Source organism: Mesorhizobium subarcticum (assembly GCF_055456085.1).
In genome coordinates, this window is sequence record NZ_CM144237.1 from 725,322 (window position 1) to 737,845 (window position 12,524).

13 protein-coding genes and 1 pseudogene are annotated in these 12,524 nt (G+C 64.1%); 9 read left to right on the top strand and 5 right to left on the bottom strand.

The annotated features are described in order from the left end of the window. Positions 1–4 precede the first annotated feature (4 nt). The 7 genes from dhaL to ACZYHG_RS03385 all read left to right on the top strand — a co-directional run bounded on the left by dhaL (position 5) and on the right by ACZYHG_RS03385 (position 5,466). The gene (dhaL, locus tag ACZYHG_RS03355; RefSeq protein ID WP_464612531.1) at positions 5–607 is read left to right on the top strand and encodes a dihydroxyacetone kinase subunit DhaL; all 603 of its coding nucleotides are present in this window, start codon (positions 5–7) and stop codon (positions 605–607) included. After that, positions 604–993 carry a dihydroxyacetone kinase phosphoryl donor subunit DhaM gene (dhaM, locus tag ACZYHG_RS03360; protein WP_006325214.1) on the top strand — a complete coding sequence of 130 codons (390 nt, stop codon included), beginning with the start codon at positions 604–606 and terminating at the stop codon, positions 991–993. Before dhaL ends, dhaM begins: the two co-directional genes overlap by 4 nt. 18 nt (positions 994–1,011) lie before the next feature. After that, entirely contained in the window at positions 1,012–1,314 is a 303-nt protein-coding gene (locus ACZYHG_RS03365; protein WP_027060810.1) for an HPr family phosphocarrier protein, read from the top strand. A gap of 41 nt (positions 1,315–1,355) precedes the next feature. Beyond that, positions 1,356–2,930: a phosphoenolpyruvate--protein phosphotransferase gene (gene ptsP, locus ACZYHG_RS03370; RefSeq protein WP_464612532.1), complete on the top strand. Its 1,575-nt coding sequence runs from the start codon at positions 1,356–1,358 to the stop codon at positions 2,928–2,930. A 2-nt stretch (positions 2,931–2,932) separates the two neighbouring features. After that, entirely contained in the window at positions 2,933–3,355 is a 423-nt protein-coding gene (locus ACZYHG_RS03375) for a hypothetical protein (RefSeq protein ID WP_464612533.1), read from the top strand. A gap of 36 nt (positions 3,356–3,391) precedes the next feature. Beyond that, entirely contained in the window at positions 3,392–4,378 is a 987-nt protein-coding gene (gene dhaK, locus ACZYHG_RS03380) for a dihydroxyacetone kinase subunit DhaK (protein WP_464612534.1), read from the top strand. A gap of 65 nt (positions 4,379–4,443) precedes the next feature. Continuing rightward, the gene (locus tag ACZYHG_RS03385; RefSeq protein WP_464612535.1) at positions 4,444–5,466 is read left to right on the top strand and encodes a nucleotidyltransferase family protein; all 1,023 of its coding nucleotides are present in this window, start codon (positions 4,444–4,446) and stop codon (positions 5,464–5,466) included. A 9-nt stretch (positions 5,467–5,475) separates the two neighbouring features. On the opposite strand, the gene ACZYHG_RS03390 is transcribed toward ACZYHG_RS03385, so the two are convergent. The 4 genes from ACZYHG_RS03390 to ACZYHG_RS03405 all read right to left on the bottom strand — a co-directional run bounded on the left by ACZYHG_RS03390 (position 5,476) and on the right by ACZYHG_RS03405 (position 8,445). Beyond that, complete coding sequence (locus ACZYHG_RS03390; RefSeq protein ID WP_464612536.1) at positions 5,476–6,462, bottom strand: serine kinase; 987 nt, start codon at positions 6,460–6,462, stop codon at positions 5,476–5,478. Further along, positions 6,459–6,893, bottom strand: a complete 435-nt coding sequence (locus tag ACZYHG_RS03395) for a lasso peptide biosynthesis B2 protein (protein WP_464612537.1) — start codon at positions 6,891–6,893, stop codon at positions 6,459–6,461. Before ACZYHG_RS03395 ends, ACZYHG_RS03390 begins: the two co-directional genes overlap by 4 nt. Then, positions 6,893–7,177 (bottom strand): PqqD family protein, encoded by a 285-nt coding sequence (locus ACZYHG_RS03400; protein ID WP_027032782.1) that lies wholly within the window; start codon positions 7,175–7,177, stop codon positions 6,893–6,895. Before ACZYHG_RS03400 ends, ACZYHG_RS03395 begins: the two co-directional genes overlap by 1 nt. 437 nt (positions 7,178–7,614) lie before the next feature. Further along, positions 7,615–8,445: a DUF2259 domain-containing protein gene (locus ACZYHG_RS03405; protein WP_464612538.1), complete on the bottom strand. Its 831-nt coding sequence runs from the start codon at positions 8,443–8,445 to the stop codon at positions 7,615–7,617. Positions 8,446–8,596: 151 nt separating this feature from the next. Here ACZYHG_RS03405 and ACZYHG_RS03410 point away from each other — a divergent pair, with 151 nt between their 5' ends. Both ACZYHG_RS03410 and ACZYHG_RS03415 read left to right on the top strand, forming a co-directional pair. Beyond that, on the top strand, positions 8,597–10,504 hold the full coding sequence (locus ACZYHG_RS03410) for a propionyl-CoA synthetase (RefSeq protein ID WP_464612539.1): 1,908 nt from the start codon (positions 8,597–8,599) through the stop codon (positions 10,502–10,504). 136 nt (positions 10,505–10,640) lie between these two features. After that, positions 10,641–11,723: an acyltransferase family protein gene (locus ACZYHG_RS03415; protein WP_464612540.1), complete on the top strand. Its 1,083-nt coding sequence runs from the start codon at positions 10,641–10,643 to the stop codon at positions 11,721–11,723. Positions 11,724–11,856: 133 nt separating this feature from the next. On the opposite strand, the pseudogene ACZYHG_RS03420 reads toward ACZYHG_RS03415, so the two are convergent. Then, a pseudogene (locus tag ACZYHG_RS03420) lies at positions 11,857–12,485 on the bottom strand (class I SAM-dependent methyltransferase). Positions 12,486–12,524 lie beyond the last annotated feature (39 nt).

The window sequence follows — 12,524 nt, forward strand, 5'->3', positions numbered from 1 at the left end:
TGACATGGCGGCGTTGAACCTTGCCGGGCTGATCGCGGCCGCCGCCGATGCGATTGCCGCGCACGCCGAGGAATTGACGGCGCTCGACCAGGCGATCGGTGACGGCGACCATGGGCTGAACATGAAGCGCGGCTTCGAGGCGGTGCGGGTCGAGGCCGAGGCGTTCTCGGCAAAACCGCTGCCCGACGCCTTGAAGGCGATCGGCACCAAATTGGTGATGACAGTGGGTGGTGCCTCCGGCCCGCTGTTCGGCACGCTGTTCCTGGCGCTCGGCAAGGAGATCTCGGTGGACCCCGACCGTGCCAGTCTGACGACTGCCTTCGGCAAGGCGATCGAAGCGGTGGCCGCGCGCGGCAAATCGCAGGTCGGCCAGAAGACCATGCTCGATGTGCTGCAGCCGGTGCATGACGCGTTGGCCGGAGGCAAGACGGCAACGGAAATAGCCGACATTGCCGACGCCGCGGCAGAAGCGACCGCGCCGATGAAGGCGATGCGTGGCCGCGCCTCGTTCCTTGGCGACCGCTCGATCGGCCATATGGATGCCGGCGCGCGCTCGACCGCGCTGCTGGTGCGCACCGTGGGACAAGCGATCGGGGAAAGCGCATGAGCAATGTCGGCATCGTCATCGTCTCGCATTCGCCGCTGGTCGCGGAGGGCACCGCCGACATGGTACGCCAGATGGTGGGCGACGAAGTGCCGCTTGCGTGGTGCGGCGGAAACGGCCATGGCGGGCTCGGCACCAATGTCGAGGCGATCATGGGCGCCATCGACAAGGCCTGGTCGGAAGCCGGTGTCGCCATCCTCGTCGATCTCGGCGGCGCCGAGACCAATTCGGAAATGGCGGTGGAGATGATCGGCGAGCCGCGCGCGCAGAAGATCATTGTCTGCAACGCACCGATCGTCGAAGGCGCGGTGATGGCGGCGACCGAGGCATCCGGCGGCGCCTCGCTCAGGGAAGTGGTGGCGACGGCGCACGAATTGTCGCCGTCGTAAGTGAACGGGATTTCTGAAATGTCCGCAGCCGCCGAAGCGACCGTCCTGATCACCCACGATGTGGGCCTGCATGCGCGTCCTTCGGTGAAGTTCACCAAGCTGGCCAAGAGCTTTGCCGCCGAGGTGGAAATCGCGCTTGCCGCGAACGGTCCATGGTTCGACGCCAAGAGCATCGTCAAGGTGATGGCGGCCAAGGCGCCGAAAGGCACCGTGCTGCACATCAGGGCCAGCGGTGATGGCGCCGACGACGCGGTGCGCGCGCTGATCGACCTGGTGCAGCGCGATTTCGACGAGGACGCAGGTCATGTCCGCTCGGCCTGAAGCTGGCGCGCGCCCTCGGCGGCCGGTGGGGAATGCGGGCCATGCGGATTGAGGGGATTCCGGCCTCGGCCGGCTATGCCGAGGGGCCGCTGTTCGACCTCGACCGGCCGCCGGCCGTCTACGCAGGCAAAGCCACATCAGCGGAAGAGAAGACTTCGCTGGAGGTCGCGATCGGCAAGGCGGTGAGCCGGCTTTCGGCAATGGTCGAAAGCGTCGACAGCGATGCCGCCGGCATACTCGAGTTCCACATCGCCATGCTTGAGGACGACGCCTTGAGCGGGCCGGCCTTCGCGGCGATCGCCTCCGGACAGACAGCGGACGCGGCCTGGCGGCAGGCACTCGATGCCGAGATCGCCGGCTACGAGGCCTCGGATCAGGACTATTTCCGCGCCCGCGCCACCGATCTGCGCGATATCAGGGACCAGGTGCTGCGCGCCCTGACCGAGGATGGTGGCAGCACAACACCGGCCGGCGCCATACTCTGCGGCGAGGACATCGCGCCGACGCGCTTTCTCGAAACCGACTGGAGCCATGGCGGCGGCATCGCGCTGAAGGCGGGCAGCACCGCCAGCCACGTCGCCATGCTGGCGCGCTCGCGTGGCGTGCCGATGGTGGTGGGGCTGCGCGAACCCCTGGCCAGTCTCATAGGCATGGCGCTGCTCGACGCCGAGCACGGCAGTGTCGTCCTGGCGCCCTCGCCGGCGGAGATCGGCTCGTTCCGGCAGGCGTCGTCTTCCTTCGCGGCCCGCCAGGGCGAGGCACGGAGTTTTCTGGCGCGGCCAGCGGTGACCAGGGCCGGAACGGCGGTGCGCGTGCAGGTCAACATCGCCGACCCGTCCGATGTCGACGCCATCGACATCGCCACCTGCGACGGTGTCGGGCTGATGCGCACCGAATTCCTGTTCGGCAAGACGCTGCCGGATGAGGAGACGCAGTATCGTGCCTACCGCAAAGTGCTGGAATGGGCCGGCGACAAACCGGTGACGATCCGCACTGTCGACGCTGGCGGCGACAAGCCAGTGCCAGGCTTCACTGTCGAGGAAGGCAATCCGTTTCTCGGGCTGCGCGGCATCAGGCTGTCGCTGGCACGGCTCGACATTTTTCGCGCACAGATCAGGGCATTGCTGCGCGCCGCGCCACACGGCAATCTCAGGGTCATGTTTCCAATGATCACCGTCGCAGAGGAGTATAAACGCTCGACCGCCTTGTTTGCGGAGGAGCAGGCGACGCTTGCCGCGCATGGCGTGGTGCACAAGATGCCACCGCTCGGCATCATGGTCGAGGTGCCGTCGGTGGCCATCGCGCCGGAGGCGTTCGCCGGCGTCGCCTTTTTCTCGATCGGCTCCAACGATTTGACGCAGTATGTGATGGCGGCCGCGCGCGACAACGCTGCCGTCGCCCACCTCAATTCGGTCCGCCACCCCGCCGTGCTGCGGCTGATCAGCTCGGTTGTCGCTTTCGGACGCGAGAATGGAATTCCCGTCAGCCTGTGCGGCGACGCCGGCGGCGATCCCGCTGCGATCCCAGCACTGCTCGAAGCGGGTCTGCGCGATCTTTCCGTCGCGCCGGCGCAACTTGCTATGGCCAAGGCGGCCATAGCGGATGTTTCGGTCTAGGCATGGCTGGCAAGACACCCGAACCCGGTTCCGAAGAGGCGATCCGTGCCTACAAGACGATCCTGTCGCAGGTCATCGACCAGCGCCCGTCCGGCATGCGTCAGCGTCTCGCCGACGCACTTGGCAAGCACCGCAGTTTCGTGACGCAAATCTCGAGCCCGGCCTATTCGATCCCTATCCCGTCAAAACATCTGCCGGCCATATTTTCCGTCTGCCATTTCAGCCCGGCGGAGCGGGATCAGTTTCTGGATGCCTATCACCGGGCGCATCCGGGCAAGATGTCGATCGCCGCAGGCATGCGCAAGACGCGGCATGTATCGCTCATCGTGCCGGATTTCGGCGACGACAAGCAGAATGCGGCGCTCGACCGGGCGATCAACGAATTCATCCAGAAGATCACAAGCATCACCGGAAAAGGTGGCTGATCGTCTGGCTGGGGCCTATTTCGGGAGGAGACAGCCGTGAAGAAATTTATGAACGCGGTAGACACGGTGCTGACCGAGAGCCTCGACGGTTTCGTCGCCGCCCATGCCGATATCCTGGTGCTTGGCGAAGAGCACAAATTCATCCGCCGCAGGACCTTGCGGCCGGGCAAGGTGGCGCTGATCTCCGGCGGCGGCTCCGGACACGAGCCTATGCATGGTGGCTTTGTCGGCCACGGCATGCTGGATGCCGCTTGCCCCGGCCAGGTGTTCACCTCGCCGACGCCGGACCAGATGCTGGCGGCGGCGCAAGCCGTCAACACCGGCGCCGGCTGCCTGTTCATCGTCAAGAACTATGAGGGCGATGTGATGAATTTCGACATGGCGGCCGAAATGTCCGAAGGCATCCTGCAAGTGGTGACCAATGACGATGTCGCTGTCGAGAATTCATCCTATACGACCGGCCGGCGCGGCGTCGCCGGCACGCTGGTGGTCGAAAAGATCGTCGGCGCGGCCGCCGAGCATGGCCTGGCGTTGAGGCCGTTGAAAGCGTTGGGCGAGCGCGTCAACGCCGCCACCCGTTCGATGGGCGTGGCGCTGACCAGCGGCACCGTGCCGGCCGCCGGCAGACCGACCTTCGACATCGGCGACGGCGAGATGGAATTCGGCGTCGGCATCCATGGCGAGCCCGGCCGCCGCCGCGACACCTTGAAAGGCGCCGACGCGATTGCCGAGGAGATCTGCACCGCCATATCAGGCGATCTCGGTGACAGGGCGAAAGGCCCGGCTCTGCTGTTCGTCAACGGCTTCGGCGGCACGCCGCTGATGGAGCTCTATCTGATGTACAACAGCGCGCGCCGGATTTTGGAGGAGCGCGGCGTGACGGTAACCCGCTCGCTGGTCGGCAGCTATGTCACCTCGCTCGACATGGCCGGCTGCTCGATCACGCTGACCATGCTGGATGACGAGATGACCGGCTGGTGGGACGCGCCTGTCCACACGGCGGCATTGCGCTGGGGCATGTAAAGCTGGCTTCACCCGCGCTTTTCTGCAACCATTCCGGACAATCCACTTAAACATTTGTCCGGTTGATGCTGCCACCCCTCACCTCCGCTGAAGAAAGACTACTGGTGCGCTACGCCGACCCGGAGGCCGCGGCGGTCGAGGACGATGTGTCGGCAAAGGCTCTGTCGGCGCTGCTCGACAATGCCGAATTCCACGGCGTCCTGCCGATCATGCTGCGCAAATTGCAGGAGAGCGGTGACGCGCGTCTGCCGCCAGACGCCGGTTTGCGGGAGAAGCTCGACGATTTGCGCGACAAGGCAACGATCGCCACCGGCCAGTCGATGCTGCTGCAATATCATGGCGACCGCATCATGAAGGGGATGGCGGCGCAAGGCATTCCGGCGCGGATCGTCAAGGGACCGGTCTTCGCGCGAAAACTCTACCGCAACGTATCCGACAGGCCATTCACCGATATCGATATCCTCGTCGAGCCCGCCAATCTTGCGCGGGCAAACCAGGTCATCGCCGCATGCGGTTTCGAGCTCGGCAGCAACGAGGCTGAATCCTACCAGCTGCAGGAATTCAAATGGCTGGAGAAGGAGAATTCCAGCCTGCTCGTCGAACTGCATGGCGACCTTGTGCATGACACCGGCATGCGGCGGCGCCTGTCGCTGGGGTTCCGCGAACTGGGCATCATCGACGGCGAGGCGACGGACACGCCGGCGGCGCTTTTGACGATCGCCATCGTGCACGCCGCTGGCGGCCATAAATTCCATCGGCTGCAGCTTTGCGTCGACGTGCTGCAAGGCGTGCGGACGTTGCAATCGGCGGAATCGGAAACCCGCCTGCTCGACGCGGCTCGCATGACCGGCATCGAACTCGAACTTGCGATCGTGCTCAATGTGACCGGCCAGCTGTTCCATGAACAGCATGCGCTTGAGCTTGCCGGGCGGATCAAGCCGGACCTCTCGATCCGATTGGCCAAGCGGCTGATCACAACGAACACGCTGCTCAGGGTCAATTCCCGGGAAAAGATCGGCTCGCGCCTGCGCCGCGATGCCTTCCGCTGGATCCAGCGGCTAGCCAAGACCAAGCCATACGTAGCCTGAACCTCCGGTTCAGTCCTGCCCGGTCAATGTAGCGCTTATCAGCGCCGCAGCGTCGGCCGGGCGTGCACCGACTTCCAGCGTGAAGGTCGGCACCGACGAGACCAACTTGCCGATCGTTGCCAGCCGGCGTTTCTGCGACGGCAGCAGGCCTGTCATGCCGGTGCGGACATTGTCCATCGCCAGAGCCACCATCGCGTCGGTCCGGGCCATGGGCACGAGCCGGGTCTCCCTGTCGGCGGAGCGCGCCAGGTGCAGGAGCGCGGCGACCGGCCGGGCCGCCGGGCTTTCGATGCGTATAATTTCACTCAACCGTTCCAGCGAGACGGCCTGTTCGCCGTTGCGGTCCCATGATGGACCAAGGCATGGCGACACCTCCGGGATCATCCGGGCGGTGTTCTCGTGGATCTTGGCGTGGCGCGGCAGCCCCCAGGCCATGGGTTGGTCCGAAGCGACATTCAGGATCATGGCATCATCGGAACAGAGGCCGAAACCTCGCGTTGCCAGGGCGAGCGATGTCGTGCTCTTGCCAGTGCCGCTCGGCGCGTGGATCAGCACGACAGTGTCGTTGTCCGGCAGCGTCAGCCCGGCCGTGTGCAGCATATGCTGGCCTCCGGCGTCGAGTGCCGCGTCCAGCACCAGCATCGATGGCGTCCAGGCGGCTTTGCTGCCAGGACGAACCCTTAGTTGAGCCCAGCCCTCCACGTCATTGATGGCAACGGTCTGACGTTCGGGAAAGACGAGGTGAATGGTGGCACCATCGACGATCATCCGGCAGTAGCCATCTTCCGGCATCTCGCCATCGAAGACCAGCGATCCGCTGGGTTCCTCGACCAGGACATCCACCTCCGCGATATCGAGGTGAAAGCCCGGCTCGACGGGACCTTCGATACGCAGGATGCCCAGCATCCTGTCGAAATCCTGCCAGAGCTCGGGGCGCTCGGCCGATATGCCGAGAACCTGGCCGTTGAGGCCATAGGCGACTGAGGGTCTGCTCAAGCGGTGCGTACCTTTGCGGCATCGGCATGGTGACGATAGATCTCGACCATGCCGGGAAGGCCGTCACTGACCACTGGCTTGCCGTCGAGACAGACCCAGCAATGCGCCGAAACGCGTGGCGTCTGCAGCGACTTCGGATCTACACCGAAACGCAGCTCCGGATCGAAGCCGGCAAGGCGCAGGAAGCGATGGCCGAGCAGGCCTTCCCTTAGGCATCTGCGGTCGCGCATCAGCCAGGGATGGCGCACCGTGCGGTTGACGCGGGCGACGATATAGCTGGCCGGCAGGCCGCGATAGGGGGTGGAGGAGGCGAGCGGCGCCCATTTCAGCACCTCCTCGAAGCTGCGCCTGGCGATCAAAACCGGCATTAGCCGCGCGCTTGCCCAGAGATGGCAGCGAAAAAGGGCACGCAGGAGCGGACCGTCGGCCATCAGGCGACCGGCGCGGCGAGGATACCTTCCGAGACCAGCTCGTTGGCCAGTGCCGCCATGTCCTCATCGAGCGTATCCTTGTCGACCTCGAACTCCGCGCAAAGCAGGCCGACGATCTGGTCGAGACTACGCGCGCCGTCGACCTTGTCGAGAAAGGCTTCGGTGGTGCCGTTGCAGGTATAGAGCTGGCCGCTGCGCGCCAGAAGCACGACCGCGCCGTCGCCGACATGCTGAACCGAGGCGTCGTCGGCCAGCCGCAAAACAGTTTCAGAAACAATTTCCATCTCGAACCCCAACAAACCCCGAGATGAGATAGCGCGGTGGTGCGGTGCTGTCTATCTGCCAGCCGGGGGAGGCAGCCCATGCTGCTTTGCGTCGGCGACAGATTCCGGCCGATCGCAAAATGCGCCAACACCTGTTCCCCACCGAAAATCATCCCAGAAATAGTCGTCAGTGCGGCGCCATGGGCAAGTGTGTTGGCCGGCATGACCGTTGCCTTTCTTCCCCAGAGTAAGGTAAGGACTCCTGGGGTTTTGGGGAGATAGCGTATGCGTTACAATTGGGAGCGGGCTCCGACGACTTTCGAACGTCATCGAAAAGCCCTGGCGGCGGCCATTTTGATCTTCGGCGGCGTAGGCCTCATGCTTGTGGCTCTGCCGATCTAGTGCAGTCGACATTTGTCCAATGAAAACCGGTCGTTAGGCGGCTATCGGCCGGTCTCTTAGCGGGGCTGGCCGGTCACGGCAATGAAGCGGCGGTCGCGCCCTTCAAAGCCTTGGCTGAAGCGCTGCACCAGCACGACAATCACCGCCGGTTTGCCGGAAGGTGTGTATTCATAGGATTCCGACAGGCTGTAGGACGTTGGGCAATTTCTTGAGCCCGGCACGGCCTTGTCTTCGTGCAAGGTCTTGAACGGTTTGCCATCCTGTCCCTGCAAGGTCAGACGGAAGCCGAGCGCCTTGCCTGTTTTATCACCTTGAAGAGCCTGGTCGCCCTGCTGGGCGTCTTCAAAGCTCGGCGAACAATCGGCTGAACTGTTCGCCAGGATCTCGTCGAGCTGGATCGTCGAAACCTCCGTCTCGTCATAGACCGGCGAAAGCCATTTCTGCGACACCTGTTCGAGACGGGAAATGTCGCTGTAACCGACGATCTCGCCCGGGAAAGTGAACTTGTCCGAGGCCGTTTGCTGGCCGCGCATGACAATGGCGTATTTCGCAAGTATGGGTGCAGCCTTCGCAGCCGCTTGCGCTCTCGCCTGCTCCAGTGTCAGCGTCGATTCCTCGGATTCGTCGACGACCAGGATCGGCTTGCCGCCGACGAACTCGTCGGTCCGTGTGTCGATGATATCGATCTCAGAGTAACCGGAAGCCGAGGCGCCGGCGTCGAGTTCGCCATATTGCTCAAAGGCGAAGTAGGCGCCGTCGGGCGAGAAACCGATGATACGGCGTGCGGCCGCGTCGCCAGCCTGAGCGGTTGCCGCCGTAACCAGGAGCATGGCGCCGATCATCAAGGCTCGCGCCGGGCCCGCCACAATCGACCATGGATGGCGCATTGGTTGACATCTCCCCCTCGTCGCATACTTCACGACACCACTGATCCGGGTCAATACGAGACCCGCCAGACGAAAATCAGGCAAGACAACGCCGGAAAAAACAGCATAGGCTGTTTGCAAAGACGGCAAATGGTTCCCGGGGAGGTTACGGATGGCTTCACGCTATCACGAGGTCTATGACGGCTGGAAACGCGACCCGCAACAATTCTGGGCGGACGCGGCCGCCGCCATCGACTGGTACTCGCCCTGGGACAAGGTGTTCGATGCCACCGCCGGCGTCTATGGCCGCTGGTTTACCGGCGCAACCTGCAACACCTGCTACAACGCCATCGACCGGCATGTCGCCGGGGGACGCGCCGACCAGATCGCGCTGATTTACGACAGTGCCATCACCGGAACGGTGAAGAAGTTCACCTATGCCGAATTGAAACGCGAAGTGGTGGCGCTGACCTCGGTGCTGAAGAACCGGGGCATCGGCAAGGGTGACCGCGTCATCATCTACATGCCGATGGTGGCGGAGGCGGCCATCGCCATGCTCGCCTGCGCCCGCATCGGCGCAGTGCATTCGGTCGTCTTCGGCGGCTTTGCCTCGCATGAGCTGGCCACCCGCATCGACGACGCCAAGCCGAAGCTGATCATCTCGGCCTCCTGCGGCCTGGAGCCGGGCCGGATCGTCGCCTACAAGCCGCTGCTCGACAAGGCGATCGAGATGTCCCGCCACAAGCCGGACGCCTGCCTGATCCTGCAGCGCGACCAGCTGCGCTGCGACCTGAAGGAGCATTTCGACATCGACTATGCCGATGCCGTCGCCCGCGAGCGGGCGGCCGGCGCCAATGTCGACTGCGTGCCGGTGCTCGCCACCGACCCGCTTTACATCATCTACACCTCAGGCACGACCGGCCAGCCCAAGGGCATCGTGCGCGACAATGGCGGCCACATGGTCGCGCTGAAATGGACGATGGAAAACGAGTTCGGCGTGAAGCCTGGCGAAGTGTTCTGGGCGGCGTCCGATGTCGGCTGGGTGGTCGGCCATTCCTACATCGTCTACGGCCCGCTGCTGCATGGCTGCACCAGCATCCTGTTCGAAGGCAAGCCGATCGGCACGCCCGATGCCGGCACCTACTGGCGGGTCATCTCGGACCATAGCGTCGTCGCGCTGTTCACAGCGCCGACGGCGTTCCGGGCGATCAAGGGGCAGGACCCCAAGGGCGAATTCGTATCCAAATACGATCTGTCGAAATTCCGCACGCTGTTCCTCGCCGGCGAGCGCGCCGATCCCGAAACCATCAAATGGGCCGAGCAGAAGCTCAACGTGCCGGTGGTCGACCATTGGTGGCAGACCGAGACCGGCTCGCCGATGACCATCAATCCGGCCGGGCTCGGCCTGCTGCCGGTGAAATACGGATCGCCCGGCGTGCCGATGCCGGGCTACGACATCCGTGTGCTCGACGATGCCGGCCACGAGGTGCCACGCGGCACGCTCGGCAATGTCGTGGTGAAATTGCCGCTGCCGGCCGGCTGCCTGCCGACATTGTGGAACGCTGACGAGCGGTTTCGCCAAGCCTATCTCGATGAGTTCCCCGGCTTCTACAAGACGGCCGATGCCGGCATGATCGACGCGGACGGCTACCTCTACGTGATGGCCCGCACCGACGACATCATCAATGTCGCTGGCCACCGCCTGTCGACCGGCGCGATGGAGGAAGTGCTCTCGGCGCACCCCGATGTTGCCGAATGCGCTGTCGTTGGCATTGCCGATGCGATGAAAGGGCAAATTCCGCTCGGTTTCGTGGTGCTGAACGCCGGTGTCGCGCGCGACGGCGACGTCATCGAGAAGGAGGTCGTCGCACTGGTGCGCGAACGTATTGGGCCGGTCGCCGCCTTCAAGACCGTGGTGACGATCAAACGCCTGCCCAAGACACGGTCGGGAAAGATCCTGCGCGGCACCATGCAGAAGATCGCCGACAAGGAAGCGTGGACCATGCCGGCGACCATCGACGACCCGGCCATCCTGGACGAGATCACCGCCGCGATGAAGGAGCGCGGGATCGGGGTTTAGGGCCGACATGGCGATCGATCCTCGCCGCAGCCTCTCCTTGCCGAGCGGCTTATCCTGATCGGCAAGCAATACTTTCATTGTGCAATGCAGCAAGCCGCCCTAGACTGTCTGGCGGGGGGCCATCCGGCGGTGCGGTATGGCTCAGCAGAAAATTACCTTTGGCGGCGTCGACATCCTGCGGTTCCTCGCGGCCGTTCTGGTCATGGTCTACCACTATGGCTTCTGGGTGTGGGCCTATCCCGATGGCATCTCGGCGCAGGCCACGGGCGGCGTGCCGGCACAGCCTGGTATCGGCGCCTGGGTCGGGTCAGGCTGGGTTGGCGTCGAGATCTTCTTCGTCATCAGCGGCTTCGTCATTGCCTTCAGCGCCGAGAAGTCGACGCCACTGCAGTTTTTCGAGGCCAGGGTGAAACGACTGGCGCCGGCGGTCTGGATCTGCGCGCCGGTCACCGCTGTGCTGCTTCTTCTCATCGGCCTGAGCTGGCCGACCGATGCAGTGGTCCGGCTGCTCCGCACCGGCCTGTTCGCGCCCTATGGTCCGTGGGTGGATAGCGTCTACTGGACGCTCGGCATCGAGATCGCCTTCTACGCCATCGTCTGGGTCCTGCTGCGGCTCGGCCGTTTCCATCTGATGGAGGCGGTTGCTGTCGCCATCGGCCTGGTCAGCACGCTGTTCTGGTGCCTCTATTATCCGCTCGGCTGGGCCGACTTTGCCGAGACGTGCTGGCTGCAGCTCACCCTGGTGCATCACGGCTGCTTCTTCGCCGTCGGCGTGCCGCTGTGGCTGATGCGGTTCAAGGCGCTGACGGTGTCTCGGCTTGCCTTCTGCCTGCTGTTCCTCGGCGGCGGCGTGCTGCAGATCGCCAGTTCGGTCGACGTCCACAGCATCAAGGTCAATGCCGTGATGCCCTATGCGCCGCCAATCCTGATCTTCCTTATCGCCATCGCGCTCATGGCATGGTCGCTGCGGCTCGACCTCAGCTGGAGCGGCTGGCGGCGGATCGGCCTGATGACCTATCCGCTCTACCTGATCCACGACGTCGTCGGCGCGGCAATGCTGGGGCCGATGGTCCGTGCCGGCGTGCCTTATCTCCTGTCCATGGCAATCGTCGGCGCAACCATGATCGCGGCGAGCTGGCTGGTGGCCACCGAGGCCGAACCGCGTATCCGGCTGCTGCTCGACCACACCGTTTTCCGCTACCGGCTCAAGGCCGCTTAGACGCGATCGTCCGGAAATTCGTGCTCGTCCATGCCGGGCATTGGGTGCGCGGCGTCGGCCTCCAGGCTGTGCAAACCTGATCAGGATATGGCGCCGCCACGACTGTTCGACACGAAGTCGGCGCCGGGACCTGTCAGGGCTTCACGAACCGATAGGCGAAGCGATCGGTCTCGCCCTTGATCGAGGGATCGAAGACCTTGATCGCGTGCTGATCGTCCTTGTTCGCGAGCATGGTGCTTTCCGCGTCCAGTACGAAGCCGGCCGCCTCCACCTCCTCGCGGACGGATGCAGGGTCGATCCGATGCAGCGACTGGGTGTCGCTCGTGCCCGACCCAGCGGCAGCGGCGTGGTCGACGATGACGTAGGACCCACCGGGCTTCAGCCGTAGACGGCTCGATTGAAGTCGGCCGCCGTCGCACCCTTCTTCTGCATCAGCGCAGTGTGGAGATCGTGGTAGAACAGATGCAGCCACAAGACATCCGCTGGCTGCGTAACCTCCGGCATCGCAACGAGGTCCGCCGATACGGCTTCGACGTTCTCTCGGCCCGACTCCTTGGCAAGCGTCCGCATGAGACCGACCGGATCGTTCTTGAAGTGGGCGACTTCGGCCGGCACGAAGCTGTAGACCCGCCCCTCTGGTCCGACGATATCGGAGAACAGGCGCGTCCAGTCGCCGTCGCCTGGGTAGACATCAATGACGGTGGAGCCCGCATCTATACGTGCGAACCGGATCAACTCGGATACCTTGGATTGGTCGTACATCGGAATCTCCTTTACGGTTGGGCATTAGACGAGCGTGCG

Coding starts and splice junctions, on each gene's coding strand:
- dhaL (WP_464612531.1), top strand. CDS start 5: ATGGCGGCGTTGAACCTTGCCGGGCTGATCGCGGCCGCCGCCGATGCG.
- dhaM (WP_006325214.1), top strand. CDS start 604: ATGAGCAATGTCGGCATCGTCATCGTCTCGCATTCGCCGCTGGTCGCG.
- ACZYHG_RS03365 (WP_027060810.1), top strand. CDS start 1,012: ATGTCCGCAGCCGCCGAAGCGACCGTCCTGATCACCCACGATGTGGGC.
- ptsP (WP_464612532.1), top strand. CDS start 1,356: ATGCGGATTGAGGGGATTCCGGCCTCGGCCGGCTATGCCGAGGGGCCG.
- ACZYHG_RS03375 (WP_464612533.1), top strand. CDS start 2,933: ATGGCTGGCAAGACACCCGAACCCGGTTCCGAAGAGGCGATCCGTGCC.
- ACZYHG_RS03385 (WP_464612535.1), top strand. CDS start 4,444: ATGCTGCCACCCCTCACCTCCGCTGAAGAAAGACTACTGGTGCGCTAC.
- ACZYHG_RS03395 (WP_464612537.1), bottom strand. CDS start 6,893: ATGGCCGACGGTCCGCTCCTGCGTGCCCTTTTTCGCTGCCATCTCTGG.
- ACZYHG_RS03400 (WP_027032782.1), bottom strand. CDS start 7,177: ATGGAAATTGTTTCTGAAACTGTTTTGCGGCTGGCCGACGACGCCTCG.
- ACZYHG_RS03405 (WP_464612538.1), bottom strand. CDS start 8,445: ATGCGCCATCCATGGTCGATTGTGGCGGGCCCGGCGCGAGCCTTGATG.
- ACZYHG_RS03410 (WP_464612539.1), top strand. CDS start 8,597: ATGGCTTCACGCTATCACGAGGTCTATGACGGCTGGAAACGCGACCCG.
- ACZYHG_RS03415 (WP_464612540.1), top strand. CDS start 10,641: ATGGCTCAGCAGAAAATTACCTTTGGCGGCGTCGACATCCTGCGGTTC.